Origin of the sequence: Aminobacter sp. LjRoot7 (assembly GCF_964252895.1) — a bacterium.
Lineage (GTDB): Bacteria > Pseudomonadota > Alphaproteobacteria > Rhizobiales > Rhizobiaceae > Aminobacter > Aminobacter aminovorans_B.
Window position 1 is genome coordinate 771048 of the sequence record NZ_CAXUPX020000002.1, and the last position, 25951, is coordinate 796998.

The 25951-nt window shown below is 63.4% G+C and carries 23 protein-coding genes and 1 pseudogene; 12 read left to right on the forward strand and 12 right to left on the reverse strand.

Going from position 1 to position 25951, the window contains the following annotated elements:
* The first annotated feature begins 2 nt into the window (after window positions 1–2).
* On the forward strand, window positions 3–923 hold the full coding sequence (locus ACSQ3E_RS09330) for a response regulator transcription factor (protein WP_436122459.1): 921 nt from the start codon (window positions 3–5) through the stop codon (window positions 921–923).
* Window positions 924–940: 17 nt separating this feature from the next.
* Here ACSQ3E_RS09330 and ACSQ3E_RS09335 read toward each other — a convergent pair whose 3' ends face one another.
* The 5 genes from ACSQ3E_RS09335 to ACSQ3E_RS09355 all read right to left on the reverse strand — a co-directional run bounded on the left by ACSQ3E_RS09335 (window position 941) and on the right by ACSQ3E_RS09355 (window position 5806).
* Window positions 941–1726, reverse strand: a complete 786-nt coding sequence (locus ACSQ3E_RS09335; protein WP_436122460.1) for an ABC transporter permease — start codon at window positions 1724–1726, stop codon at window positions 941–943.
* 12 nt (window positions 1727–1738) lie between these two features.
* Complete coding sequence (locus ACSQ3E_RS09340; RefSeq protein ID WP_436122461.1) at window positions 1739–2398, reverse strand: ABC transporter permease; 660 nt, start codon at window positions 2396–2398, stop codon at window positions 1739–1741.
* 188 nt (window positions 2399–2586) lie between these two features.
* Window positions 2587–3696, reverse strand: coding sequence for an ABC transporter substrate-binding protein (locus tag ACSQ3E_RS09345; protein WP_436122462.1), 1110 nt, complete (start codon window positions 3694–3696; stop codon window positions 2587–2589).
* Window positions 3697–3725: 29 nt separating this feature from the next.
* Complete coding sequence (locus ACSQ3E_RS09350) at window positions 3726–4793, reverse strand: ABC transporter ATP-binding protein (protein WP_436122463.1); 1068 nt, start codon at window positions 4791–4793, stop codon at window positions 3726–3728.
* Between the two features lie 8 nt (window positions 4794–4801).
* Window positions 4802–5806 (reverse strand): dimethylarginine dimethylaminohydrolase family protein, encoded by a 1005-nt coding sequence (locus ACSQ3E_RS09355; RefSeq protein ID WP_436122464.1) that lies wholly within the window; start codon window positions 5804–5806, stop codon window positions 4802–4804.
* A 184-nt stretch (window positions 5807–5990) separates the two neighbouring features.
* Between ACSQ3E_RS09355 and ACSQ3E_RS09360 the strand changes: the two genes are divergently transcribed.
* Window positions 5991–6899 carry a LysR substrate-binding domain-containing protein gene (locus tag ACSQ3E_RS09360; protein ID WP_436122465.1) on the forward strand — a complete coding sequence of 303 codons (909 nt, stop codon included), beginning with the start codon at window positions 5991–5993 and terminating at the stop codon, window positions 6897–6899.
* Window positions 6900–7413: 514 nt separating this feature from the next.
* Window positions 7414–8115: a TorF family putative porin gene (locus tag ACSQ3E_RS09365; protein WP_436122466.1), complete on the forward strand. Its 702-nt coding sequence runs from the start codon at window positions 7414–7416 to the stop codon at window positions 8113–8115.
* 43 nt (window positions 8116–8158) lie between these two features.
* Here the strand turns inward: ACSQ3E_RS09365 and ACSQ3E_RS09370 are convergent, their stop codons facing one another.
* From ACSQ3E_RS09370 to ACSQ3E_RS09395, 6 genes are all read right to left on the reverse strand, one after another.
* Entirely contained in the window at window positions 8159–8611 is a 453-nt protein-coding gene (locus ACSQ3E_RS09370) for a hypothetical protein (RefSeq protein ID WP_436122467.1), read from the reverse strand.
* A 176-nt stretch (window positions 8612–8787) separates the two neighbouring features.
* Window positions 8788–11022 (reverse strand): sulfatase-like hydrolase/transferase, encoded by a 2235-nt coding sequence (locus ACSQ3E_RS09375; protein WP_436122468.1) that lies wholly within the window; start codon window positions 11020–11022, stop codon window positions 8788–8790.
* Window positions 11023–11085: 63 nt separating this feature from the next.
* On the reverse strand, window positions 11086–11844 hold the full coding sequence (locus ACSQ3E_RS09380) for an ABC transporter permease (RefSeq protein ID WP_436122469.1): 759 nt from the start codon (window positions 11842–11844) through the stop codon (window positions 11086–11088).
* A complete protein-coding gene (locus ACSQ3E_RS09385; RefSeq protein ID WP_310325162.1) occupies window positions 11844–12626 on the reverse strand; it encodes an ABC transporter ATP-binding protein in 783 nt (260 codons plus the stop codon). The genes ACSQ3E_RS09380 and ACSQ3E_RS09385 overlap by 1 nt, the downstream gene beginning before the upstream one ends.
* Window positions 12627–12679: 53 nt before the next feature.
* Window positions 12680–13651: an ABC transporter substrate-binding protein gene (locus tag ACSQ3E_RS09390; protein WP_436122470.1), complete on the reverse strand. Its 972-nt coding sequence runs from the start codon at window positions 13649–13651 to the stop codon at window positions 12680–12682.
* Window positions 13648–14397: a GntR family transcriptional regulator gene (locus ACSQ3E_RS09395; protein ID WP_310325167.1), complete on the reverse strand. Its 750-nt coding sequence runs from the start codon at window positions 14395–14397 to the stop codon at window positions 13648–13650. Before ACSQ3E_RS09395 ends, ACSQ3E_RS09390 begins: the two co-directional genes overlap by 4 nt.
* Before the next feature lie 159 nt (window positions 14398–14556).
* Here ACSQ3E_RS09395 and ACSQ3E_RS09400 point away from each other — a divergent pair, with 159 nt between their 5' ends.
* The 5 genes from ACSQ3E_RS09400 to ACSQ3E_RS09420 all read left to right on the forward strand — a co-directional run bounded on the left by ACSQ3E_RS09400 (window position 14557) and on the right by ACSQ3E_RS09420 (window position 20525).
* A complete protein-coding gene (locus tag ACSQ3E_RS09400) occupies window positions 14557–15429 on the forward strand; it encodes a formylglycine-generating enzyme family protein (RefSeq protein WP_436122471.1) in 873 nt (290 codons plus the stop codon).
* Between the two features lie 105 nt (window positions 15430–15534).
* Complete coding sequence (locus ACSQ3E_RS09405; RefSeq protein ID WP_436122472.1) at window positions 15535–16539, forward strand: ABC transporter substrate-binding protein; 1005 nt, start codon at window positions 15535–15537, stop codon at window positions 16537–16539.
* 2 nt (window positions 16540–16541) lie between these two features.
* Window positions 16542–17357 carry an ABC transporter ATP-binding protein gene (locus tag ACSQ3E_RS09410; RefSeq protein WP_310325178.1) on the forward strand — a complete coding sequence of 272 codons (816 nt, stop codon included), beginning with the start codon at window positions 16542–16544 and terminating at the stop codon, window positions 17355–17357.
* 3 nt (window positions 17358–17360) lie between these two features.
* The gene (locus tag ACSQ3E_RS09415; RefSeq protein ID WP_115732519.1) at window positions 17361–18185 is read left to right on the forward strand and encodes an ABC transporter permease; all 825 of its coding nucleotides are present in this window, start codon (window positions 17361–17363) and stop codon (window positions 18183–18185) included.
* A 108-nt stretch (window positions 18186–18293) separates the two neighbouring features.
* Window positions 18294–20525, forward strand: a complete 2232-nt coding sequence (locus tag ACSQ3E_RS09420; protein WP_436122473.1) for an arylsulfatase — start codon at window positions 18294–18296, stop codon at window positions 20523–20525.
* Window positions 20526–20544: 19 nt separating this feature from the next.
* On the opposite strand, the gene ACSQ3E_RS09425 is transcribed toward ACSQ3E_RS09420, so the two are convergent.
* On the reverse strand, window positions 20545–21489 hold the full coding sequence (locus ACSQ3E_RS09425) for a LysR family transcriptional regulator (RefSeq protein ID WP_436122474.1): 945 nt from the start codon (window positions 21487–21489) through the stop codon (window positions 20545–20547).
* A gap of 237 nt (window positions 21490–21726) precedes the next feature.
* Between ACSQ3E_RS09425 and ACSQ3E_RS09430 the strand changes: the two genes are divergently transcribed.
* The 4 genes and pseudogenes from ACSQ3E_RS09430 to ACSQ3E_RS09445 all read left to right on the forward strand — a co-directional run.
* The gene (locus tag ACSQ3E_RS09430) at window positions 21727–22557 is read left to right on the forward strand and encodes a formylglycine-generating enzyme family protein (RefSeq protein WP_436122475.1); all 831 of its coding nucleotides are present in this window, start codon (window positions 21727–21729) and stop codon (window positions 22555–22557) included.
* A 15-nt stretch (window positions 22558–22572) separates the two neighbouring features.
* On the forward strand, window positions 22573–24792 hold the full coding sequence (locus ACSQ3E_RS09435) for an arylsulfatase (protein ID WP_436122476.1): 2220 nt from the start codon (window positions 22573–22575) through the stop codon (window positions 24790–24792).
* Window positions 24792–25760: a nucleoside hydrolase gene (locus ACSQ3E_RS09440; protein ID WP_436122477.1), complete on the forward strand. Its 969-nt coding sequence runs from the start codon at window positions 24792–24794 to the stop codon at window positions 25758–25760. The genes ACSQ3E_RS09435 and ACSQ3E_RS09440 overlap by 1 nt, the downstream gene beginning before the upstream one ends.
* 25 nt (window positions 25761–25785) lie before the next feature.
* A pseudogene (locus tag ACSQ3E_RS09445) lies at window positions 25786–25951 on the forward strand (deoxyribose-phosphate aldolase); the annotation flags it as partial.

Consider the following 25951-nt stretch of genomic DNA (forward strand, 5'->3'; position numbering starts at 1 on the left):
CAATGGCCAGCAAGCTTCTTCAGACGCCTGAAATTGAGCCCCGCAGCGCTGCCCCGCAGGCAGGCGCTGCGGGCGGCGGGCTCTGCGACGCGGAGGCACTGGCCAAGGTCGCCCTGGCGATCGCCGCGGTGGGAACCCAAGCCTTTCCCAAGGCGGTCGCCACCCTGTGTCTGCATGTCTCGCATTTCGAAAGCGCCTTCATTTGCGCCTTCTTCGCCGGAGACAAGCCGCTGCCGCTCTACAGCGACCTCGGCGCCGAGCAGGACCGGCGGGTCGTCATTCCCTATGTCGGCTCGGCCTATCTGCTCGATCCGTTCTATGACCTGTTCAAGCAGGACATCGGTGACCGCGTCGTTGGGCTCAACGAATGCGCGCCCGACGATTTCCGCTCGTCTGACTATTACCGGATGTTCTACGCCGACACCTATCTCAACGACGAGATGGGAGTGTTCGTCAGCCTTGGCGCTGGCACCAGCATCCTGATCTCGCTCGGCGTGCGCGACGACCGGCTCGACCTGTCCGCGCGGTCGAAATCGACTTTGGAGGCGCTGCTCGGCGTCATTGCCAATCTCTGCCGGCAGCATTGGCCGCGGCTTGCGCCGAGCCCGCAGGCCGGCTCCAGCCGCCGCGACAATCACCTCGAAAACGCATTCGAGATGTTCGCCACATCGGTGCTGAGCAATCGCGAAAGCGAGATCGTGCGCCTGATCCTGAAGGGCCATTCGAGCAAGTCGATGGCGAGGGTTTTGGGAAACAGCCCCGAGACCGTCAAGGTCCACCGCAAGCGCATCTACGCCAAGATGGGCATCACCTCGCAGGGCGAGCTGTTCTCCATCTTTCTGCGCGCGCTGTCCTGCATGCCGCCGGAGGGGCAGGACGATCCGCTGTCTTATCTCGAGGATTTTGCGCCCGCGCCGAGATAGCGCGGGCAGGAGAGTTGTCAGCTCTGCGTCGCGTAGCGGTGCCGCGCCAGGGCGCGGACGATGATGACCGCTGCCGTGATGACCACCATCACGACCGAGATCGAGGCCACCACCGGGTCGACATCGAGACGCAGATTGTCCCAGATGCGCTTGGGCAGCGTTACGACCTCGATACCGCTGGTGAACAGGGTTACCGTGCTTTCTTCCCAGGACAGGATGAAGGTCAGGAACCATGCCGACAGCATGCCCGCCTTGAGGTTCGGCAGCACGACCAGGAAGATCGTCTGCAAGGTCGAGGCGCCAAGGTTGCGCGCTGCCATCTCCAGGCTGCGGTCGAGCCTGGCGAAGGCGCTGAGCATGGCGACGACGGCGAACGGCAAGGTCATGATGGCGTGGCCGATGACGAGGCCCAACATCGTGTCGAGCAGCCTGAGCTTGGCGAGCAGAAAGTAGAGGATGATTGCCGACGTCACCGGCGGCACCACCATCGGCAACAGCGCAAAGCCGACAAGCAGGGCACCACCCCGCGGCCGGCGGAACCACAGCCCCAGCCCGAACATCGTGGCGAGAACAGTTGCCAGCAGGCTGGCCGCGAGTGCGATGGAGAGGCTCGTACCGATGCTGGAAAGCCAGACGCCGTCCTCGAACAGCGCGCGGTAGTGGCGCAGCGACCAGTCGCCGTCGGGCATCGACAGGAAACGCTTGGGGGTGAAGGAAACCGGAATGACGGCAATGAGCGGCAACAGCAGGAAAGCTGCCGCGAGATAGGCAAGTGCGCCGCCGAATTTCGAACGTCCGAACATGATTTCCTCCCCTCAGTCGACGAAGCTGCGAACGCCGAGCAGGCGATAGGCGACAGTCACCACCGCCCCGATCAGCGCGAGCAGAACGACGCTCATCGCCGCACCCAGGCCCCAGTTCGTCGTCTGGAACATCTGCACGAAGACGGCTTCGGCCACCATCACCACGCGCCCGCCGCCGAGGATCGCCGGCGTGACGAAGAAGCCGACCGAAAACACCAGGACCATGACGAAGGCGGCAAAGACGCCCGGCAAGGACAGCGGCAGGAAGATCTTGGCGAACACGACAGCCGGGCTGGCGCCGAGGCCGTGGGCGGCGAGCAGGATGCGGCGGTCGATCTTGCGCATCACGGTTGCCATCGGAAACACCGAGAACGGCACCATGAAATGCACCATGCCGACGATGACGGCGAACTCGTTGCGCCCGGTGCCTAGAGGCTCCGAGATCAGATGCGTCGCCATCAGGAAGCCGTTGGCCAGGCCGTTGTCGCGCAGGATGACCAGCCAGCCGAAGGCGCGCACCAGCACCGAGATCCAGAACGGGATGAAGATGCAGATTTCGAGGATCGTCTGCCTGAAGCGCGAGCCCATGACCCAATAATAGCTCAGGCAATAGCCGATCAGCACGGTGGCAACGGTCGAGATCAGCGAGATGCGCAGCGTGCGCAGGAACACGCTTGAGATGTCGCCGCCTTCGACGATGCGCGCGTAGTTACCCAGCCCTGTTACGGGCTGGGTAACGCTCCAGCTGACAACGCCGAGCAGGGGAATGACATAGAATCCCAGCAGCAGGACCGGCAGTGCTCACATCAGGATCTGCGTGATCAGATTGGCACCTGCCGTGCCGGCTGTCCGGGTCGTTGTCATCCTGCCACCATCGCCAGGTAACGCTCGAGCGCCTTGTCGGAATTTGCGGCGTACCATTCGGAGTCCATCGCCACCTGCTGGGCGCGGTTTTCAGGTGAGCTGCAGTCGAGCCGCTTGAACTTGTCGCTTACCATCGCATGGGCCGCCGGATTGGCCGGGCCGCTGCCGAGTGCTTCGAGCAGTGCCACCTGCCGCGCCGGGTCCTGGCAATAGGCGATGAACTGCATGGCAGCATCCTTGCCGGCCGGATTGCCCTTGATCACCGTCCAGCCCGATGCCGCCATGATGCCCTGAGCGTAGGTCCAGGAGACATCGCCGCCGGTGTCTGTTTCAACCAGGTTGGCGCGGGTATGCCACAGAAGCCCCATCGAGGCCTCGCCGTCGCGCATCAGCTGCTGGCTTTCGGCGCCCGAGTCCCAGTAGCTGACGATGTGCGGCTTGAGCTCTTCGAGCTTCTTGAAGGCGCGGTCCATGTCGAGCGGGTAGAGCTTGTCGGCCGGCACGCCGTCGGCCATCAACGCTGCCTCCAGGCAGCCGGACATCCATTTGAACATGGTGCGCTTGCCCGGGTACTTCTTCACGTCCCAGAAATCGGCCCAGCTCTTCGGCGGGTCGCCGGCGAACGCCTTGGCGTCATAGGCGATGACGTAGCTGAAGAAGTAGTTGGCCGGGCTGAACTCGAAGGCGAAGCCGTTCTCGATCTTGGCCTTGTCGACGACAGCGTAGTCAACCTGTTCGATCATGCCCTTCTGGCCGAGTGCCTTGGTCGAACCGGGGTCTGCGTCGCAGACGTCCCAGCGCACCGCGCCGCTTTCGAACTGCGCCCGCATCGCGCCCTTGGTCGGGCCGGAGCCGTCGATCTTGACCGGTTTGCCGGCGCTTTCGCCAAAGCCGTCGGCAAATGCCGACTTGAAGGCTGGCACCGCGTCGCCGCCCCAGTTCGTGACCACGAGTTCGCCGTCGGCCGCCTTTGCGGCATGGGCACCGATGACCGAATAGGCGCCAAGCGCCACGAGGCCCGTCAGGAACGTACGGCGGTCGATTGCGCCCTCGCTCAGCTTGTCCTTGAGGACCAGCAAGCAATCCCGTTTGAAATGATTGTCCATGTCTCCACCCATTTGTTGTTATCAGTTGATCAGTTCTCAGGAATGATGCGGCCGCATGCGCGCGGCCAGGTGACCCAGAGGGTCTCGCCAACCTCCATGTTCGATGGCTGTCCGGCATGCCGGATGGCGGTCAGTTCCGTGCCATTGCCGGCAACCAGCTTCAGCAGCGTGTTGCCGCCCTGGTAGACCTTGTCGCGGACGACGGCCTCGACGCCGTTTTCGTCCGGGTCCGGGCCGATCTTGCGCATGTCGAGGAATTCCGGGCGCACCGAGAGCAGGGGGCTCGTGCCGTGCTCCGGCGCCGGCGCGCCGATCTTTTGGCCGCAGAAGTCGCCGACGATGAAGCCGTCGAGGCGGCGCGGGTTCTGAAGCTCGAAGATGTTGATCGAGCCGAGGAACTCGGCGGTGAACCTGTCGCGCGGCGCCTGATACAGCCGTTCCGGCGTATCCACCTGGACGATGCCGCCATGGTTGAAGATGGCGATGCGGTCGGACAGGGCTAGCGCTTCGTTCTGGTCATGCGTGACGAAGACGAATGTTGTTCCAGTCTTGCGGTGCACCTCCTTGAGTTCGGATTGCAGCTGCTCGCGCATGTTCTTGTCGAGTGCCGACAGCGGCTCGTCGAGCAGCAGCAGTTCGGGTTTGAAAACCAGCGCCCGGGCCAGCGCCACGCGTTGCTGCTGGCCGCCCGACAGGGCCTGCGGCCGCTTGGCCTGATGGTTGGTCAGCCCGACGAGATCGATCATCTCGGACACGCGGGTGTCGCGCTCACGCTTCGGCACGCCCCTGATCTTCAAGGGAAAGGCGATGTTGTCAGCCACGCTCATATGCGGGAACAAGGCATAACCCTGAAACACCATGCCGAAATTCCGGCGATCGGCCGATATGCCTGTGATGTCGGCGCCGTCCTTGGTGACGGTGCCGCTGGTGGGCGTCTCGAAGCCGGCCAGGATCATCAGCAGCGTCGTTTTGCCCGAGCCCGAAGGGCCGAGGAAGGTCAGGAATTCGCCGCGGCGGATGTCCAGGTCGACGCCCTTCAGCGCGTGGAACGCGCCGAAGGTCTTCTGGACGCCGACCATCTCGATATGACTGGTCATTGGATCTCTCAATCCACGCGGTCCCGGATCAGCGGGCAGGTGGAACAATGGATGCCGCCCCCATTGAGCTGCACCTTGTCGTAGTCGATCTCGATGATGTCGACACCGTGGCCTTCGAGTGCTGCCCGCGTCCTGTCCGACAGGCCGCGCGGCATGATCACGCGCCCGGGGCTCACCGCCAGGCCGTTGACCACCCAGCTGTTGTCGTCGGGTGTGATCTCGACGGTCTTGATGTCGAGCTGCTTCAGGCGTTCGAGGAAGGTAAAGGGCAGGCCGCGCGCCGACACCAGCGCGAGATGGGTGTCGACCATCAGGAAATGGCCGTCGATGTGGATGTCGTAGCCGCACAGGTCGACGACGATCAGCTCGACGCCCTGGTGGCGCAGCACATCTGCGATCTGGTCGATGCCCCGGTCGTTGATGCGGATGCTGCGGCCGATGACGGCGGTGCTGCTGTTGAGCCAGGCGAAGCTGCCGCCCTCGGCCATCGACGTGCCGGTCAGCGTGCGCAGGATCGGCATGCCGGCCTTGGCCAGCGTGCGGGTGATCGGCAGCTCCTCGCCATGGCGCATCCGGGGCGCCAGGCGGGTGACGATGGCGCCGCCCTTGACGGCAAAGGACGAGTCTCTAGTGTAGACCGACTTGAAGCGGCCATTGTCGACGCCTTCGACATAGATCACCTCGGCGCCTTCGGCGCGCAGTGCGTCGGCAAGTCCGTCATGCTGTTCCTGCAGTTCCGCGAGCTCGGGGATGCGGTCGCTCTGCCAGTACCAGCCTTTGTCGACATCGCCATAGGTGCCGATGGCGTCGATACGCTTGGAGCGGTCGATGATGCCGAACTCGTCGCCGGGGCGGTGCATCAGCACGGCGCGGATCTGGCCGACGTCATTGTCGCAACCCCAGTTGCGGCCCCACAGCGCGGTCAGCCGTTCAGTGGATTCGAAGGCCGGTTCCGGCTCGGATCCAAACAGCTTGATGGTGTCCGAATAGTGGGTCTTGTTCTTCTGTTCCAACGTCTCTGGTCCTCTCCCAAAGTCCCGGTGGGGCGCGCGTCATCAGACGCCGCCACCTGCCGCAGGAACGTCTGCTGCCTTCATTCCGGGAACATGAGTGGATCGTAGTGTTTGACTTTTTCTCCAGCAAACGAAATGAATTGCAGCTGAAACGGAGAAAAACTCACATGCCATGGATGCCCTTATGAGCGACATGCCGCCGCTCAATGCCTTGCGCGCTTTCGAGGCAGCCGGGCGCAACCTCAGCATCTCGCGCGCGGCGGACGAGCTGTTCGTCACCCATGGCGCCGTCAGCAAGCAGCTGAAATCGCTCGAGCAGCAGCTCGGCCTGGAGCTGTTCGACCGCAAGCGCGGCAACCTCTCGCTGACGTCGGAAGGTCAGGCGCTGCTCGACCAGCTGTCGAAGGCATTCGACAACCTGTCGCTGGCGGTCCGCAATGTCAGGCGTGGCGAGATCGTCGGCCGCGTCAAGGTGATCTGCATGCCGGCCTTCGCCACCTACTGGCTGATCCCGAAGCTGTCGCGCTTCGTCAACCGCTATGCCGACGTCACGCTGACCATTACGCCGCCGACCGACGACGACCCGTTCCGCGACCCGAGCGTCGATGTCGCCATCATGTTCGGCCGGCCAAGGTGGCCGCATCTCGATGTCCGCCTGTTGAAGCAGATGGAGCTTTTTCCGGTGTGCAGCCCTGTCCTGGTGAGCGGCGAACACAAGATCCGCCGCTCGTCGGACCTGCTTCGCCACGTCCTGCTCGACGACCCTGAACAAACACATTGGATCGAGTGGTTCGCGCTGATCGGCAATGCCAGCGCCAAGGAGGCGCGCCGGCTCTGCTTCACCGACTTCAACCACAATCTGGCGGCCGCGCGCGCCGGCCTCGGGATCACGCTCGGTGACAATCTGACCACCGCCGAGGACCTTGCCAACGGCACGCTGGTCAGGCCGCTCAAGGAGGCGTTGCGCCCGCAAAACAACGCCTACTACATCCTGGCCCCCTCCGGCGGCGTCATGTCCAAGCCGGCCCAGGCCTTTCTGGAGTGGCTGACCGCGGAAACGACGCGAACCGATATGCCGTCCATGACGGCGTGACGGCAGCGTAACCCCAAGGAGTTATTGCGGCCTCCAGGTGAATCCGTTCTGTTCGCGGGGTGATTTGGGTCCGGGCGAGACAACAACAACAAGACGCCCGGCCACTCCGTGGGGATGGATGTGATGACGACTTCGAGGCGCGGCCCGTTTGGCTGGACACTGGCTGCCGTGGTGATGTCGCGTGGCGGTGTCGGCTGCCGGGAAGGGCAAACCTTCGAGCCGTCCTGCTGCAGCAACGATGATGCCGGTTGCGGTCCGTCGATGGTTGCTTCCGGTGATGGCAGCTTGCCGCTTCCGTCGGATGGCAGCCTCCCGCGTGGAGGCGGGACCGCTCACGGACTGGCGCAGCAGAAGCCCACGTAATCCCAGGCAGTAGAAATTCATCCTTCATCGAACCATCGGGCGCCGCGCGGACCCTTTTGCGCGCTGGAGCGACGTCGTGCGCGAGCACATTCGAGAGCTCAGGTGCCGGGCCGGAATAGAAGCAAAAAATGGGGACACCGAAATGATCAGAGTGCTAACGCTCATATCCGCCCTCGGCATGGTCTGGCCGGTCGCGGCGCAGGCCGCCGATCAGGCTGAAACGCTCGCGCCAACAGCGGAAAAATCGCCGTTCGACGTGGCCGTCGGGGTAGCGTTCGTTTCCAACTACATCTCGCGCGGCGCGACGCTGACTGAAGACAAGCCGGCGGTGCAGGCCTATGTCGAGGCGTCCTACGACATGTTCTATGCCGGCACCTGGATCTCGAACATCAGGGCCGAGGATGTGAAAGATGCCGAGATCGATCTCTATGCCGGCATCAGGCCTTCATTCGGCGCCCTGTCGCTCGATTTCGGCTATGTCCATTATTATTACCCGAAGGACCCGAACAATTATGGCGAGCTCTACGCCAAGGGCAGCTACGCCCTGACGGATCAGTTCAGCGCTGGCGCTGCTTATTATCACGACGTCTTTGTCGACACCGACTGGCTCGACCTGACGGCGTCGGTGAACGGACTGCCCTGGGAGACAAGCCTCTCGGGCAAGCTTGGCACCGATTTCGGAAGCTATGGCTTTGACAGCGACAAGGTCGCCTGGGACCTCGGCTTGTCCCGCACCTTCGCCGATGTCGTCACTGTCGACCTGCGTTACCACGACTCGAACTACGATCCCGGCCGGGTGGTGGCCAAATTGTCGTTCGACACCAGCTGGTCGGCGCTACAGGGCGGACAGTAAAGCGTGAAACAATGCCGGCGTCGCCGGCACCGCCTTGGCCGGATCACTCCGCAGGGCAGCTCTGGATTTTGGCGCATTGCGATTGCAGCGCTGCTGCGATCTCGGCGACGCTGTGGGTGTAGCGGCCCTTGTTTTCGCGCGAGCAGATGAATTCGAGATGATCCTCGAAATAGGTGGTCATCGGGCCTTTCCAGGCCGAGTCGGACTCGATCATCTGCTCGGCGGTGTAGAACAGATAGTCGACATAGGCCTCGTAGGCGACGCGCTGGTTTTCATCCGTCATCGCGCAATAGTGCCCGGCGGCGAGCTCCGGCTTCTGCACCGTCAGGTTCAGGAACTCGCGGTAGATCTCGCGCGCGGTCTGGTCGCGCTGGATGAGGTCGGCGGAACTGATCTGCAGCGGAATGACGATCAGCGCCACGAGTGCGGCAAGCGCAGTCGCAATCGCCCCCACCGCCTGCACCTTGTCAGCGTTTCTTCCCAGCCAGTTCCACACGAAGCGCCCCTTTCACCGCGTCGCAGAAGCGAGCGACGTGCCCATCGATGCCATACATCCACGGCTCATGTCACCAGCGTTCGACCAGGCGATGGAGCGAGCGGCGACAGACGAAATCGATCTGGCCGGTCAAAGGAGCAATGGGCTTCCTTCGACCGGTCTATGCGACATGCTGGTCAATCCACGTCGAGGCTCGCCGGGGCGACCTCGCGGTCATCGGCGATGGCGTAGTCGATGCGCAGGATGCGGCCCGAAAAATCCGGACTGGTCTGCCTGTTTGGATCGACCGGTTCGGCGTTGCTGCGTCCGAACATCAGCGGCGACAGCGACAGCCTGAGAAGGGTGCGTTCGAACACATGTTCGCCGGCCGGCTGGCCGTCGACCGTCAGGCGGCCGCGTCCCTTGAGCGTGCCGGTCTTTTCGAACTCGAACACGGCAGTCGTCTTGCCGAGCGGAAGCTCCCGGTCGGAGATGAGGCGGCTGACCTCGAAGCCGGCATAGTTGTAGGTGTAGACCAGTCGGTTCGCGATGATGTCGATCGCGTAGCCACCATGGCAGCTGCCGAAGCAGACGAGTGCGCCGCCCTGGCTCGCATCGCTGCGCTCGATCTCGATCGATATGCGGTGCGAGACGTCCTGCGTCATCGGCGCCGCTTCCGCAGGTATCGACGAGATCGGCGGGAAGTAGCTGTATTCGTTGCGCCAGCGTGGTGCGCCGGGCCTGTAGGGCGGCTTGAACAGCACGTCGCTGTCGTCGAGCGGCATGACGCCGTAGCGGCCGGCCTCCGCCCACCAGCGTTCCTTCATTTCGGCGAGCTTTTCCGGCCTTTCCCCGGAGAGGTCACACAGTTCGGAGAAATCCTCGTCGAGGTGGTAGAGCTCCCAGCGCTCGCTGTCGAAGTCGCTGCCGGCCTTGTGCTGCGTCACAGCCTTCCAGCCGCGGTGCCAGATGCTGCGATGGCCGTACATCTCGAAATATTGCGACTGCTTGGCGGTTGCCGCATCGGGCGCGTCGAAGGAATAGGCGAAGCTCTCGCCATGGATCGGCATCTGCGCCACGCCGTTGATGCTCTCGGGCGCGGTGACGCCGCAGAGCTGCATGATTGTCGGCGTGATGTCGGTGACATGGGTGAACTGGCTGCGCACCTCGCCCTTGTCTGATATGCCTGATGGCCACGAGAAGATCATCGGGTCACGTACGCCACCGCCATGGGTGAAGCTCTTGTAGAGCTTGAGCGGCGTGTTCGATGCCTGCGCCCAGCCCCAGGGATAATTGCCCGAACTGCGCGCCGTGCCGATTTCCGTCAGGCGCTCGCGCGACACGGCATAGTCTTCAGGCAGGCGGTTGAACCAGCGCAGGACATTGGTCGTGCCGTCGGGATCGCAGTCGGTGGACGCGCCATTGTCCGAAATCAGCACGATGATCGTGTTGTCGCGAATGCCGGTACGCTCGAGGAAGTCGAGCAGCCTGCCGAAGGCAGCGTCGGTATGGCCCAGAAGGGCGGCATAGGCCTCCTGCATATGCTCCGACACCTCGCGTTCTTCAGGCGAGAGCTCGGCCCAGGCACGCACGCCGGGATTTGGCGGCGGCAGTTCGGTGCTTTCCGGCACGAGACCCATCGCCTTCTGCCTGGCCAGCCTCTGCACGCGTTCTTCGTCCCAGCCATGGCCGAAGCGGCCGCGATATTTGGCCAGCGTCGATGCGGGCGCCTGGTGCGGGAAATGCCCGGCACCGTAGCAGAGATAGAGGAAGAACGGCTTGTCGGGCCAGATCGCCATCTTGTCGGCGATGTAGCGCACCGCGCGGTCCGAAAGGTCGTCGGACAAATGGTAGCCCTGTTCAGGTGTCGCCGGCGGCGGAACCTGCTGGTTGTCCTGGCAGAGTTCCGGGTGGAACTGGTCGGTGCTGCCATTCATGAAGCCGTAGAAGCGTTCGAAGCCGCGGCCGAGCGGCCACTGGTCGAAGGGGCCGGCGGCATTGGCGTTTTCGGTCGGCGCAAGATGCCACTTGCCGACCGCATAGGTCGCATAACCCTGCAGCTTGAGCATTTCGGCGAGCGTGCCGGCGCGGTGGCTGATCGCGCCGCGACCGGAGGGCCAGCCCATGTCGGCATTGGCCAGGTAGCGCATGCCGACCGAATGATGGTTGCGCCCGGTCAGCAGGCAGGCGCGTGTCGGCGAGCACAGCGTGGTGGTGTGGAAATTGCTGTAGCGCAAGCCGGTATCGGCGAGTGAATCGAAGTTCGGCGTATCGATGGACGAGCCGAAACAGCCGAGGTCGGAGTAGCCGACATCGTCGAGCACGACATAGATGACATTCGGCTTGCCGGCGGGGCCGACGGGAATGTCGGCATAGTCGCGCTCGGATTCATGGTGCGTGCGGCCGATATGGCCGCGAAATTCGGAAGTCATGCTCTACCCCGATCTTGTGAGATGGTCGCCGGGCCGTTTCAGGAGGCCGGCCCGGCCGATGGATCAGTAACCGGTGACGCCGCGCAGATAGCGCTTGAGCAGCGTCCGCCCGAGCAGCCGCCACAGCCGATCAGTGGCAAAGCCGAGAAGGCCGAGCGCGATGATGGCTGCGAACATCCAGTCGACCTGGAAGTAGAGGCGCGAGGTCCAGATGATGTAGCCGAGCCCGGCGTCGGCGGCGAGCATTTCGGCGGCCGCGATGACCAGGAAGGACGAGGCGAGTGCCAGCCGCATGCCGACATAGATCGAGGGCAGGGAGGCCGGGATCATCACCTTGAAGAACACCTGCCGCTCATTGGCGCCGAGGCAGCGCGCGGCGTTCAGCTTGTCCTGCGAGATCGAGGACACGCCGCTGGCCGTGTTGACCATGACGATGAAGGCCGTCGCATAAGCGATCAGGATGATCTTCGACATCTCGCCGACGCCGAACCAGATGATGAACAAGGTCACCAGCGCAATGGCCGGAACGAAGCGGAAGAAGTGGATGAACGGGTCGACCAGGTGACGCGCCACCGGCGAGACGCCGACGGCCAGCCCGATCGGAATGGCAATGGCGCTGCCGAGGAACCAGCCCGAGAGAATGCGCATCATCGAGACGAGGATGGACTGGGTGAGGGTGCCCTCGACCAGCATCTGTCCGGCGCCGTTGAGGACGGCGAGCGGTGCGGGCAGGAACATCGGATCGACCAGCCAGGTCGAGGCCATCTGCCAGAAGATCACGACGATAGCGACGCTGAGCGCCGACCAGGCGTAGGATGGCATCAGTTTTGCTCCCATTGCGAAGCCGCCTCCCTTTCGATGTCGCCCTCGATCGCCTTGACGGCGTCGGCGAAACGGCTGTCGAGGTCATCGCGCGGATAGGGCAGGTCGATGTCGTAGATGCGGGTGATGTTGGCGCGCGGGCCCCGGCTCATCACGGCGACACGCTGGCCAAGCAGCACGGCCTCGCGAATGTCGTGGGTGACATAGACCATGGTGCAGCCGGTCTCGCGCCAGATCCGCGTCAGCTCCTTCTGCAGCACGCGGCGTGTCAGCGCGTCGAGTGCCGCAAACGGTTCGTCGAACAGGATCAGTTCAGGTTCGGCGGCCAGCGTGCGGGCGATCTGCACACGCTGCTTCATGCCGCCGGACAGCTCATGCGGGAATTTCTGCTCGTGGCCGCGCAGGCCGACGAGGTCGACGTAGCGCTGGGCCATTTCAAGGCATTCGGCGCGCGGCTTGCCCGCGACGCTGGGGCCGAAGCCGATGTTTTCGGCGACCGTCAGCCACTGGAACAGCGGCTCCTCGATCGACTGGAACACCATGCCGCGCCGCCGGTCGGGGCCGGCGATCGTCTCACCATTGGCGAGCACGCGGCCTTCGGTCTGTTTCTCGGTTCCGGCGACAATCTTGAGCAAGGTCGACTTGCCCGAGCCGCTGGGGCCGACGAGCACGAAGAACTCGCCTTGCCCGACAGACACGGAGAGGTCGGCCAGGATCAGCTCGCTACCCGCCTTCTGGCCGGGATAGGCCATGCCGACCTTGTCGAAGACGACCGCAGGCATGGCGCCTCCGGGCGCGGCCGCGTTTGTTTGATTGTTTGTCATCGCAGGTCCGCTCAGTTGCTCAGCTTGACCAGGTCGGAGGCGGCTTCTTGAAGAAACTTCGGGTTGACGCCTGTTTCGAAGCTGACCGGCTGGGCTTTCGTCCTGGCGAGGAAGTCGGCGACTTCCTTGAAGCCGGCGCGCTCATAGTCGGTCAGCGCCAGGGCGAATTCGTTGTAGTTGAGCAGGTCGCGCACCGTGTCGCGCGGGGCACGCGTGTTCTTGGCGATCAGGGCTGCCGCCTCGTCCTTGTTGGTTGCGATGAACTGGCTTGCTGCGTTGAGCGCCCGCAGCGTCGCGACAGTCAGTTCCGGGTGCTTTTCGGTGAACTCGGTCTGTGCGGCGATGTAGGCGCTGCTGTTGCGCTTGGCCGCCGCATCGTCGGTCAGCACATAGTGGTTGCCGCCATCGGTCGACTTCTCAGTGCCGTCGGCCCAGACGAAGGCCGCATCGATGCGGCCGGAACGGAGCGAGGCGACGATCTCGAGCAGGCTGGTGAAGCCGACGATCTCGACCTTGTCCTCGGCTATGCCGTTTTCCTCGAGATATTTCATGGTAATCAGGTGCTGGGCGGTGCCGGTGGCAATGCCGATCTTCTTTCCGACCAGATCCTTGGCGTCCTTGATGTCGTTGCTGACCACCAGCTTGTGGAAGCCGGGCTTGGAATGGAAGATGCCGGCAAGGACGGTCAGCTTGCCGCCCTGGATGCGCGAGACGATCGGGAAGTCGAGACCGACCGCCATGTCGGCGCGGCCGATCAGCAGCGCATCGATGGCTTCGACGCCAGTGGCGAAGGTGGTGATCTGAGCGTCAATGCCTTCCTTTTCGAAAAAGCCCTTTTCCTTGGCGACCCAGATCTGGGAGCCGGTGGTGTAGGCATCGACGCCGAAGCGCACAGGCTCCAGGGTCTGTGCCCCGGCCATCCCGGCCGAGAAGAGCATGAGGCCCGATGCGAGGCTCAGGACAATCTTTTTGAAGCGGGTCATTTCGGTTCGTCCTCCGGCGAAAGGGCTGAACTGCCCTGAAAATGAACGGGTGCGAGCGCCATCATCTGATGGCTGGCGAGAAGCTGCGGCACCATCCAAGAGCGCGAGGCCAACGGCACGCTGCCATTGCCCGAGTGCACGAGCGCCGTGCTCCACAAAAGTGCGTCGCCCTCGCTGACCTCGAGCAGCTCGGCGACGTCGGCCGTGGCATTGATCGCCGAGGTGCGGGTCGAGAGTGATGCGCCGTCGATGACGGTGAACGGGGCAATTGCGGCGAGCGCGTCGTGTTCCGTACTCTCGTTGAAGGCGCCGGGCGGTACGCCGCGGGCAAGATAGTGGTCGACGAGAATGCAGGGCTGACCGTTGGCCAAAAACAGCCAGCGCAAACGATGGACTGGCTTCTCGGCTGCCACGCCCAGGATGACAGCGATCTCTTTCGGCGCGATGACCTGGTCGCGCTGAACCTCGCGGAACGATGCCTTCATTCCGGCATTCTCGATCAGGTTCCAGAAGCCCGCTGAGCCGGTCAAGGCGTTGAGGATCGGCGGGTTGGCGATGAAGGTGCCGACGCCATGCTTGTTCTTGAGCAGGCCCTTGGCCATCAGGTCGGCATAGGCCTCGCGCAGTGAATTGCGGCTGAGACCGAGTATCCGGGAAATGTCGATTTCCGCCGGCAAACGGTCGCCGGCGACCAGTTTTTGCTGGCGAATATACTGCATGACACGTTCGGCGGCAGTTCCCGACATCGCTCTCTCCTCCAAGAGGTAGGACGTCCTACCTTTACGCAGGAACATGAAAGAGTCAAACTCGGTTGATCCATTTTTCGACAGGAACGCGCCATGACGTGTTGTTCTCCGGGCCGATCACAGAACGATCATGTCCCCAGGCCGGTGGCGGAGCCCGCATTGCTCGATGCCCGCAGCCAGCCTGAAATGGCGCTGATACCGGCTGGGCGCTGGCTCCTCGGGGAGGATCGCTCGTTCGCCAATCCTGACGACGGCGAAGGACCGGTGCGCCCGGTCGAACTCCCGGCGTTCCTGATCGACAAGACCGCGGTGACCAACCGGGCCTTCGCGGCCTTCGTCGGCGCCACCGGCTATGTGACGGAGGCCGAACGCCTGGGCTGGTCTTTTGTCTTCATGGCCCAGGTTCATCCTGAGGCGGTGATTGCAACCGGCGCCGATGCCAGCGCGCCGGACTGGTGGGCGCCGGTTCGCGGCGCTTGCTGGCAACAACCCGATGGCAGGGGGGCCACCTGGCGTGACCGGCGCGACCATCCGGTTGTCCATGTCTCATGGAACGATGCCGTTGCCTTCGCGAACTTTGCCGGCAAGCGACTGCCGTCGGAAGCCGAATGGGAAGCCGCGGCGCGTGGCGGGCTTGAGCGGGCGATCTATGCCTGGGGCGACGAGCTGCATCCTGGCGGCCGTCATATGTGTAACATCTGGCAGGGGCGCTTTCCGCTCAGCAACAGTGCTGAGGACGGTTATCTCGCAACAGCGCCGGCGCGCAGCTTTCCGCCCAATGGCTTCGGCCTTTACAACATGCTCGGCAATGTCTGGGAATGGACCGCGTCGCCCTGGTCGGGCGAGCCGACCGGATTGATGGCCATGCGTGGCGGCTCCTATCTGTGCCATGCGAGCTACTGCAACCGTTATCGGGTTGCGGCCCGGACCGGCAACCATCATGGCGCGACCTCTAGCCATCTCGGATTTCGCTGTGCCGGCGACCTTGCAGGGCAGCGGCCGACCATGCCCGTTCCGCATGTGGGTCCATAACCACATGGAATGAGTTCGCAGAAGCATGTTATGGTGTGGAGCCGCTGCATGCGGTCTATCCTCATCGCAATTAGGTCGTTGGTCTTGTCTGATTGGAGGATATAGATGGTCAGCCGACGTTCATTTCTGGCAGCAGCCAGCATCATGTCGCTCGCCTCGCTGGGGCTTGGAGACGTGGTTCCCGCCCATGCGCAGCAGAAGCAGATCAAACTGCAACTCGCCTGGCTCTACAACGGAGCCGCCGCTGGCGAAATCGTCGCCTTGAAGAAGGGGTTCTTCGCGGAAAAGGGCCTCGAGGTGGAGATCCTTCCCGGCGGACCGAACTCCAACACGGTGCAGGAGACGCTCTCCGGGGTAGCGCAGATCGCCACCGCCTATGCGCCCGAGATCATGTATGCCGCGAACCAGGGGCTGCCGATCAAAACCTTCGGCGCGGCATTCCAGAAGGCGCCGCTGACCTTCTATTCACTTGGCGAATCCAACATCAAGTCCATTGCAGACTGGAAGGGCAAGCGCATCGGTGCTGGTCAGGGCGCCACCGCCCAGGTCAAGGCCGTACTCGACCACAATGGCCTGAAGTTTGAGGACATCACCTTCATCCAGGCCCAGATTCCCGGCCTTCTGCAGGATCAGGTCGACGTCGTTGCCTCCTGGCCGACCAATGTCGCCCAGAACCAGCCGATCCTGCAGCATCCCAGTGGCTACAACACGCAGAGCATCTGGGACAACGGGCTGCAGTTCCAATCTAACTACTACATCGCCCGGACCGACCTGATCGGCTCCGACAGCGACATGCTGGTGAAGTTCCTGGAGGCCTGCGACAAGGGCTGGGCCTATGCCGCCGACCATCCCGAAGAAGCGATCGACATGGTTGCCTCGATGTCCAGCGCGATCGAAAAGGACAAGGAATTCGCCTCGCTCAAGGTGATCGTGGCCGATTTCATCTATACCGATGAAACGCGCGAGCACGGTTTTGCCAATATCAGCAAGGACCGTTGGGACGCGACGCTGCAGACTTACGCCAAGATCGGCGAGATCAAATCCGAGCTGACTGCGGACGACGTGTTCGACGGCAGCATCCTCGCGGCAGCACAGAGGACGAAGCGGTGAACATGATGGCGACAATGGCCGCCCATCCCGGCGACGTCGGTATCTCCCAGGCCCGCAACGCCATCGAGATCGACAACGTCGCGGTGACGTTTGGCGGCAGTTCGCGAGCTGTGCGAGCCATCGACAACGTCTCGCTGACGGTCCGCGAAGGCGAGTTCGTCTCCCTGATCGGGCATTCCGGCTGCGGCAAATCCACCTTGCTGCGCACCATCGCCGACATCATTGCGCCGACCGAAGGCAAGGTTGCCATATTCGGCGGAACGCCATCGGCAGCGCGTGCCTCGCGCACATTCTCCATGGTCTTCCAGCAATCGGTGTTGATGCCGTGGGCCAAGGTTATCGACAATGTCCGCCTGCCGTTCGAGGTGGGCGGGGCCAATCCGAAGGCTGGCAACTTCATGGACCCGTATGAGGCCCTGAAGCTGGTCGAGCTGGAAGGTTTCGAGGACGCACTGCCGTCGGAACTCTCGGGTGGTATGCGCCAGCGGGTCTCGATCGCGCGCGCTCTCGTCACCCGGCCAAAGGTCCTGCTCATGGACGAACCTTTCGGCGCGCTCGATGAGCTTGTTCGCGACACGCTGAACGTCGAGCTGTTGCGGATCTGGAAACAGAGCGGGATGACGATCGTCTTTGTCACGCACTCGCTGCACGAGGCCGTTTTCCTGTCGCAGCGCGTCGTGGTGATGAGCCGAAGGCCCTCGAGGATCGGGGGAATTCTCGAAGTCGACCTTCCTGAAGAGCGCGGCCTTGCCCTGAAGGACGCCCCGGAACTGGGCCACCACGTCGCCAGGCTGCGCGACATGCTGGGAGCTGGATAAGCCATGAGCGTTGATCGTTCCATCGAAACCGCCGCTCCACTGCCGCGCATCTGGAGCATCCTCCCAAGCCCCGAAGTGATGCGTACGCTCGGCATGGCAGTGCTGGGTCTCTCGCTCACCTTGGTACTGTGGCAGCTCATCGTCACGCTGTTTGGCGTGCCGTCCTATCTGGTGCCCGCGCCGACCGACGTTGCCGGTGCGCTTTCCCGGGATCTGCCGCTGCTTTTGGATGCGGCCGTTCCGACAATCACCGAAGCCTTTCTGGGCTTTCTGCTGGGCAACACCATAGCCCTGCTGGTGGCGGTGTCCTTCGTCTACAACAAGGTCGTCGAGGAGATGTTCTATCCCGTCGCGATCCTGATCAAGACGATCCCGATCGTGGCGATTGCACCGGTGCTCAAGATCATCCTCGGCAACGGCATCGAGCCCAAGATCGTGATCGCGGCGCTGATCTGCTTCTTCCCGACGCTGGTCAATTCGGTCCGTGGTTTCCGCTCGGTCAATCCGCAGCTGCTCGAACTGATGCATGTCCTGTCAGCTTCCAAGACCGAGGTCTTCCTCAGGATCCGCATCTACAGCGCGCTGCCCTACATCTTCTCAGCGCTCAAGATTTCGGTGACGATGTGCGTGCTCGGCGCGATCGTCGGCGAATGGATCGGCTCCAACCAGGGCATCGGCTATCTCCTGCTGCAGAGCATGTTCGACTTCAACGCGCCGCGGCTGTTTGCGACGATCCTGACTGCGTCGGTCATCGCCATCACCGGCTTTGCGATCGTCTCGATGCTCGAGAAGTGGATCATCCGCTGGGATCCCGGCGCGGCGATGTAATCTTCAAAGACCCGGCCTGCCGATGGGCAGGCCGGGTTCCGATCGATGCGGCATGGTCGGTGAGCGAGATGCGGCATCTCCGGTTTATCCGAATTCCGAGGCGCCCCAATGTCCAACGACCACAATCCAGGCCGTATCGGCCGCACCTATCACGAGTCAGACAGCTGGTTTGAAGCCAGGCCCATGCCGGCGTCCGGCAGCCCCAACGTCATCTATGTCATTCTCGACGATGTCGGTTTCGCCGACCTGGGCTGCTTCGGTTCGGAGATCCGCACGCCCAATTTCGACCGGCTTGCCCAGGCGGGGCTGCGCTACAGCAATTTCCACACCACCACCATGTGCTCGCCGACGCGGGCCAGCCTGCTGACCGGGCGCAACCATCACGCCGTGGGCATGCGCTGCCTGGCCAATTTCGATTTCGGCTACCGCAACGGGCGCGGCTCGATCTCGCATCGGGCAGCGACGGTCGCGGAAATGCTCGGCAGTGCCGGCTACGCCAACTTCGCCGTCGGCAAATGGCATGTCGCGCAGACCGACGAGATCACCGCCGTCGGACCGTTCGACCAGTGGCCGCTCGGCCGTGGCTTCCATCGCTTCTACGGCTTCATGAATGGCAGCACCGACCAGTATCATCCCGAGCTCGTCGAGGACAACCACCCGGTTGCCCAGCCGAAGTCAGCCGAAGACGGCTACCACCTGACCGCCGACCTGGTGGACAAGGCGATGGCGATGCTCGGCGCCCATGTCTCGCTGGCGCCGGACACGCCGTTCTTCCTGAACCTGGCCTTTTCGGCCGGCCATTTTCCTCATCAGGTGCCCAGGGCCTACATCGACCGCTATGAGGGCGTCTGGGACTGCGGCTGGGACGTCGTCAGGCAGCAGCGGCTTGAGCGGCAGAAGGCGATGGGCCTGGTGCCTGAAACGACCGAACTGCCGCCCGATGCCCCCGGCGTGGAGAACTGGGACCTGCTCTCGGCCGACCAGAAGAAGGTCGCCGTCAGGCTGCAGCAGGCCTATGCCGGCTTCCTCGAATACACCGACGAGCAGCTGGGCCGGCTGCTCGATTTCCTGGAGACGACAGGCAAGCTGGACGACACGCTGATCGTCGTCATCTCCGACAATGGCGCATCGATCGACTGCGGCCCCGAGGGCACGACCAACGTGCTCAGGCGCTTCAACCAGATCCCGGAATCATTCGAACGCAACTTGGCCGAAATCGACGAGATCGGCGGCCCCAGGAGCAACAGCAACTACCCCTGGGGCTGGGCCCAGGCCAGCAACACGCCGCTGCGCCTGTTCAAATCCTTCACCCATGGCGGCGGCGTGCGTGACCCGATGATCGTGTCGTGGCCCAGGCGCATCGCAGACAAGGGCGCCATCCGTCATCAGTTCCACCACGTCGTCGACATCACGCCGACGGTGCTCGAGGTCTGCGGCGTCACCGCTCCCGACGTCTACAGGGGCGTCGCCCAGATGCCGGTGCACGGCACCAGCTTTGCCTACACATTCGACGCGCCCGACGCAGATACGCGCAAGGATGTGCAGTATTTCGAAATGTTCGGTCACCGCGGCATCTGGCACAAGGGCTGGAAGGCCGTCACCAAGCACAGGCGCGGCGACGATTTCGAGCTCGATGACTGGGAGCTCTACAAGCTCGACGAGGATTTCAACGAGACCCGCGATCTGGCCAGGGAGAATCCCGCCAAGCTCCGCGAGATGACGGAACGCTGGTGGGCGGAAGCCGGCCGGTACGACGTCATGCCTCTCGACGACCGGGAGGTTCGTTTCCGTGCCAAGGCGAAGCCCGACTCCATCCGTTCGCGCAGCCGCTATGTCTTTTATCCGCAGCTCGAATCCATCCCGTCGTCGGCGGCACCGCTGACCCAGGACACGTCGCATCGGATCACCGCCGAGGTGACCATTGATACAGATTCGGAAGGCACGCTTGTCAGCTATGGCAACAATGGCAGCGGCTACGTGCTCTACCTCAAGGACGGCAGGCTCAACTACAGCTACAACCATGTCGGCGAGATCATGCGTCTGGCGTCCGCGCCACTGACCGCATTCGGCTCGATTTCCCTCGGCTTCGAGTACCGCAAATCAGGCCTGCTCAAGGGCATCGGTGCCCTTCTCGTTAACGGCCAGATGCAGGCCGGCGAGCGTGAGCACCAGACACTGCTGCGCATTGCACTGGCGCCGATGTTCATCGGCCGAAGCGGCTTGCCGCCGGTATGCGACGGGATCGAGGGTGAATTCCGCTTCACCGGCAAATTGCACCGGCTGGTGATCGAACTTGGCGATGACCGTGAGATCGTGCCACCCAGCGGCGAAATCGACTGACGCCTCTTTGGAGCGCCGCCTATTCGGCGGCGCTCTGCGCGGTGCGCAGGCCTTTGTTTTCGAACACCTCGACCATCGCCTTCATCAGTCCGCTATGGGCGGGCAGACGGTCCATTCCCTCCCGGAAAACGAAGCCCAGATCGTACTGGAAGATTTCCTTGTCGGTCTTGAGCACCTTCAGGCCGTGTCCGATCGGGCTGCTGGCCACCATCGTCGACTCGAAGAACAGATAGTCGCCCGAGCGCGCCAGCTCGGCGCAGGTGAAGAGCGAGCTGGTCTCAAGCAAATAGCGGGCAGGGGGCGCGCCCCGCTCCTTCAGCCAATCGGACAGCATCTTCAGCACGTCTCTGTTCAGGTTGAACGAGACGAACGGGTATTTGACCAGTTCCATCGGGTCGACCGGGCCCTCCACCTTGGCGAGCGGGTGATGCTCGGCGCACATGATGCCGATCTGTGCCTTGGCGACGCGGCGCGACGTGAAGCCCGGCAGCCTGCTCTTGGCAATCACCGCGCCGGCGAAGATGTCGACCCGCCCAAGCCGCAGATCCTCGATCAGCTGGTCCACGGGTCCGGTCTGCACCGAAAGCCGATGCCTGGGAAAACGCCGGTGAAAACGTGACGCCGCCGGCGGCAGGATCGTCGACGACCAGACCGGGCCCGCCGCGACCCTGATCGTGGCGTCCTGCTCGGACAGGAGATTGCGGATCTCCTGCACCGCATGCTCGTATTCGAGCCCGATGATCTGCGCCCGGTTGAAGAAGGCCTGCCCGGTCGGCGTCAGGTCGGCGCCGCTGGAATGGCGTTCGAACAGGCGCGTGCCGAGCATCTCCTCCAGCCGCTTGACATTCTTGGAGAGCGCCGGCTGCGAGATGCGTAAGCGCTTGGCCGCCTTGGATATTCCCTTGTCTTCGGCGACGGTGACGAAGTGCTTGAGCAGCGTCAGATTGGGGACTTCGAACGACATGCCGGGCGCCTGCCTCATAACCTATTGGAATTACCTTCAAGCCTAAATGTATTGGCCCCTGATGGAGCTTTGTCAAATAATCCTGTTATCGCCCGGAGCTGAAGTCACCAGCTGAAGCTCCTTCTATCACCAGGAAACGCCGCGATGTCGTGTTGTTCACCCGTCCGGGTAAGCGAGCCGCAACTGGCCCCTTCACACGAAGCCAGGCCAGCCGCTCGCAAGGCTGATCTCTCCGGCATGTCGGCTGTCCCCGCCGGCATCTGGCGCATCGGCCATGATGGTCCCGAGGCCTATGCCGAGGACGGCGAGGGGCCCCGGCGGATGGTCGCCAGCCCCGGCTTCCTGATCGACAGGACGGCAGTGACCAACAGCGCCTTCGCCCGTTTCGTGGCTGCGACCAACTATGTCACCGAGGCGGAGCGGATCGGCTGGTCTTTCGTCTTCTACGCCCAACTGCATCCCCGCGCCGAAAAGGACGTGCTCAAGCTTGAGACCGGATCGCCGGAATGGTGGCTGCCGGTGCGCGGCGCGAACTGGTCGAAGCCCGACGGCGCCGGCACCGACTGGCGCGACCGCGACGACCATCCGGTCGTCCACATCTCCTGGAACGACGCCGTAGCCTTTGCTGCTTGGAGCGGCAAGCGGCTGCCAAGCGAGAGCGAGTGGGAGATCGCCGCCAGAGGCGGGCTCGAAGACAGGATCTATCCCTGGGGCAACGAGCTCACGGAGCAGGGCAGGCACCGCTGCAACATCTGGCAGGGACGTTTCCCCCGGGAGAATACGGCCGAGGACGGCTTCCTCTCGACCGCGCCTGCCGATGCCTTCGAGCCCAATGGCTACGGCCTGTTCAACATGGTCGGCAACGTCTGGGAATGGACGTCGGACAGCTGGTCGCAGAGCCAGCCTCAGCTGAAAGCGATGCGCGGCGGCTCCTATCTCTGCCACCGCAGCCACTGCAATCGTTATCGCGTCTCGGCGCGCACATCCAATTCAGTCGATGCCGCCTCGAGCCACCTTGGCTTTCGATGCGTAGCCGACATGCCGGCGCCGTCAGCCGGATCTTTCTGATTTCGAGGAACTGCAATGAAACACGACAAATTTCCGGGCCATGTCGGCCGCACCGTCGCCGAGTCGACGCCCTGGTGGCCGACGAGCCGCAACCACAAGCAACAGAAGCCCAACATCGTGGTTGTCGTGCTTGACGATACCGGCTGGGCCGATTTCGGCTGCTTCGGCTCGGAGATCAATACGCCGACAATCGACCGGCTGGCGGCGCGCGGGCTGCGCTACACCAATTTCCACGTCACGCCGCTCTGCTCGCCGACGCGCACCTGCCTGCTGACTGGGCGCAACCATCATGCCGTCGGCATGCGGTTTCTGTCCGACACCGACACCGGTTTCCCCAATTCGCGCGGCTGCATCGACCGCGACGTGGCGCTTTTGCCGGCGATGCTGCGCGAGCAGGGCTATGGCAGCTATCTCGTCGGCAAGTGGCACCTGACGCCGTCGCATGAGATTTCGCCGGCCGGACCCTATCACAACTGGCCGCTCGGCCGCGGCTTCGACCGGTTTTATGGCTTCCTTCCCGGATGCACCGACCAGATGACGCCCGAGCTGTGCGAGGACAACCACCAGGTCGATCGCGAATTTCCCCAGGATTACCACCTCACCGAGGATCTGGTCGACCGGGCGATCTCCTATGTCCGCGACCACACCGTCTTCCGCGACGAGGAGCCGTTCTTCCTGCAACTGGCCTTCGGCGCCACCCATGCGCCGTTCCAGGCGCCGCGTTCCTTCATCGAACCCTATGTCGATGTCTTCGCCAAGGGCTGGGACGCAACGCGGGAAGACCGCTTGCTGCGCCAGAAGGCGCTTGGCATCGCACCTGAAGAGACCGAACTCGCGCCGCGCAACGAGGAGGTTTCGGCCTGGAACACGCTCTCCGGCGATCAGAAACTGCTCTACACCCATCTTCAGGCGGCCTATGCCGGCTTCCTCGAACACACCGACCTGCATCTCGGCCGCCTGGTCGATGAACTCGAACGGCTTGGCGAACTCGACAACACGCTGATCATCGTGCTCTCCGACAATGGTGCCAGCCGCGAAGGCGGCAAGGATGGTGCCGTCGACACCAACGCGCCCTATAGCGGCCTGCCGCAGAGTGTCGACGAACAGCTCAAGCGACTCGACCAGATCGGCACCCGTCACGGCGGCGCGCATTATCCGCAAGGCTGGGCTATGGCCGGCAACACGCCCTTCCGCCGCTACAAGCAGCATGTCGATCTTGGCGGCGTGCGCTCTCCGATGGTGGTGTCGTGGCCCGGCGGCATAGCCTCGACAGGCGAGGTCAGGACGCAGTTTTCGCATGTCATCGACCTCGCGCCGACAATCATGTCGCTGGCTGGGCTCGATCACCCGTTGCCCTGCGACGGCCGCAGCATCGCATCGACCTTTGCGGCTGCCGATGCACCGGCGCCGCGGGCCACGCAATATTGGGAGAACCTCGGTCATCGCGCGATCTGGCATGAAGGCTGGCGGGCGGTCACCGAGCATCGCCAGGGCGATGCCTATGAAGACGACAACTGGCGGCTCTACGACACCGAGGGCGATTTTTCGGAATCGCAGGATTGCGCCGGACAGGAGCCCGACCTGCTCAAGGAAATGATCGGCCGCTGGTGGCAGGAAGCCGAGGCCAACAACGTGCTGCCGCTCGATGACCGTACGCTGGTGCAACTGCTGCGCGCCCGGCCGCCCATCGGGCTGATGTCACGCAACAGGCTGGTCTTCCGCCCAGGCCAGAGCCATGTGCCGATCAGCAGCATGATCGCGGGTTCGGAACGATCCATGGTCGTCACCGCCTCGTTTCGCGATCGCGCCGCCGGCGAAGACGGCGTGCTGGTCTCGAGCGGCGACGGGCGCGGCGGTTACGTGCTTTATGTCAGGGACGGGCGGCTCACCTTCGAACATGTGCAACTCGGCCACCGTGTCGTCTGTGTCGCCGATGCCGTCCTGCCAACGGGAACCTGCGAGGCCGGATTTGCTCTCCACAACAGGAACGGCCATTCTGCCGAAATCGTCTTGCTGCACGGCCGCCAGAGGGTAGGCTCGGCACGTATTCCCGTGACCGCGACACATCTGTCGTTCTGGGGCATCGATGTCGGCTCGGATGCGGCGGACAGGGTCTCGAGCGCCTATCCCGCCGACTTCGCTTACCAGGCGCGGTCGTTTGAGACCTTGACTATCGATTTCCTCGACCAGCCGCTGATCGAGGACGTAGCTGAAGCAATGGAAAGCACTGAGTGATGGCACATCTCGTCGAAGTTCTGATCGATGTCGATACCGGCGTCGATGACGCGCTGGCGCTGTCATTTGCGGCACTCCACCCGTCAATCAACCTGCGGGCAGTGACCTGCGTTGCCGGCAACGCCTCGCTCGACAACGTCTACCGCAACACCCGTGCCGTCCTTTCCATTGCCGGCGCAGGACACGTTCCCGTCGCCCGCGGCGCCTCGCGTCCGCTGATCGCTGCGTCGCGCGACGCCGCCCATGTCCACGGCCATAACGGTCTTGCGGGGCTGGAACTCGCTGTTCCCGAAGAGGGCGGCACTGACATCCACGCCGTCGAGCTCATGCGCCAACAGATATTGGCAAGCCCGACACCGCCGACGCTGATTGCGCTGGCGCCGCTCACCAATGTGGCGCTACTGGTTCGCATCTATCCTGAGGTGGCCGCCCGGCTCGAGCGGATCGTCTTCATGGGCGGCAGCGCCAGCATAGGCAACGCCACGCCGGTCGCCGAATTCAACAGCTGGGCCGATCCCGAAGCGGTGGCGATCGTCGTCGACAGCGGCATTCCGACGATGATGTACGGGCTCGACGTCTTCTACAGCGCGGCCGTGTCGGAGGATGATGTCGCGGCACTCGAAAGGTCGAGCCGGCCGGTGGCGCAGTTGTGCGCCAAGCTGTTCCGGCACATGGCGGTCAAGGATTCCGACCAGAAACGCATCCCTGCCGGTACCATCGCAGCCCTGGGCGATGCCGGCACGGTCTGCGCCGTTGTCGACCCCGCCGGCCTGACGACGCACAGGTTCCCGGTCAGCGTCTGCACGGATGGATCGCGCTCGCGCGGCCAGACGATCGTCGACCGTCGTTCCCATCGCGGCGAATCCGAGCTGAATGGTGCAAGCCTGGGGCAACCTGTCGATGTCGCACTTGCGGTCGATGGCGAACGTTATGCGCAGCTGTTCCGCCGCACGATCCTGGAAGGCTGACACCGAGATGGTTGGAGATGCTTCTATGTCCGCCATCGTGACCGCCTTGCCGTCACGTCTGGCCGCGAATGCGTCCGACACGCACGCGATTGCGCGCAACCCTGGCATGGCGCTTGATCTGGGCTTTCTGGAATCGATGCGCAGCGTCAACCGTTCGGCGCTGGAGCGGCGCGTCGGCACGCTGACCAAAC

Bases quoted from the DNA above. Each gene is read 5' to 3' on its own strand.
- ACSQ3E_RS09330 (WP_436122459.1), top strand. From the start codon at position 3: ATGGCCAGCAAGCTTCTTCAGACGCCTGAAATTGAGCCCCGCAGCGCT.
- ACSQ3E_RS09335 (WP_436122460.1), bottom strand. From the start codon at position 1,726: ATGTTCGGACGTTCGAAATTCGGCGGCGCACTTGCCTATCTCGCGGCA.
- ACSQ3E_RS09345 (WP_436122462.1), bottom strand. From the start codon at position 3,696: ATGGACAATCATTTCAAACGGGATTGCTTGCTGGTCCTCAAGGACAAG.
- ACSQ3E_RS09350 (WP_436122463.1), bottom strand. From the start codon at position 4,793: ATGACCAGTCATATCGAGATGGTCGGCGTCCAGAAGACCTTCGGCGCG.
- ACSQ3E_RS09360 (WP_436122465.1), top strand. From the start codon at position 5,991: ATGAGCGACATGCCGCCGCTCAATGCCTTGCGCGCTTTCGAGGCAGCC.
- ACSQ3E_RS09375 (WP_436122468.1), bottom strand. From the start codon at position 11,022: ATGACTTCCGAATTTCGCGGCCATATCGGCCGCACGCACCATGAATCC.
- ACSQ3E_RS09380 (WP_436122469.1), bottom strand. From the start codon at position 11,844: ATGCCATCCTACGCCTGGTCGGCGCTCAGCGTCGCTATCGTCGTGATC.
- ACSQ3E_RS09385 (WP_310325162.1), bottom strand. From the start codon at position 12,626: ATGCCTGCGGTCGTCTTCGACAAGGTCGGCATGGCCTATCCCGGCCAG.
- ACSQ3E_RS09390 (WP_436122470.1), bottom strand. From the start codon at position 13,651: ATGACCCGCTTCAAAAAGATTGTCCTGAGCCTCGCATCGGGCCTCATG.
- ACSQ3E_RS09395 (WP_310325167.1), bottom strand. From the start codon at position 14,397: ATGTCGGGAACTGCCGCCGAACGTGTCATGCAGTATATTCGCCAGCAA.
- ACSQ3E_RS09405 (WP_436122472.1), top strand. From the start codon at position 15,535: ATGGTCAGCCGACGTTCATTTCTGGCAGCAGCCAGCATCATGTCGCTC.
- ACSQ3E_RS09410 (WP_310325178.1), top strand. From the start codon at position 16,542: ATGATGGCGACAATGGCCGCCCATCCCGGCGACGTCGGTATCTCCCAG.
- ACSQ3E_RS09415 (WP_115732519.1), top strand. From the start codon at position 17,361: ATGAGCGTTGATCGTTCCATCGAAACCGCCGCTCCACTGCCGCGCATC.
- ACSQ3E_RS09420 (WP_436122473.1), top strand. From the start codon at position 18,294: ATGTCCAACGACCACAATCCAGGCCGTATCGGCCGCACCTATCACGAG.
- ACSQ3E_RS09425 (WP_436122474.1), bottom strand. From the start codon at position 21,489: ATGTCGTTCGAAGTCCCCAATCTGACGCTGCTCAAGCACTTCGTCACC.
- ACSQ3E_RS09430 (WP_436122475.1), top strand. From the start codon at position 21,727: ATGTCGGCTGTCCCCGCCGGCATCTGGCGCATCGGCCATGATGGTCCC.
- ACSQ3E_RS09435 (WP_436122476.1), top strand. From the start codon at position 22,573: ATGAAACACGACAAATTTCCGGGCCATGTCGGCCGCACCGTCGCCGAG.
- ACSQ3E_RS09440 (WP_436122477.1), top strand. From the start codon at position 24,792: ATGGCACATCTCGTCGAAGTTCTGATCGATGTCGATACCGGCGTCGAT.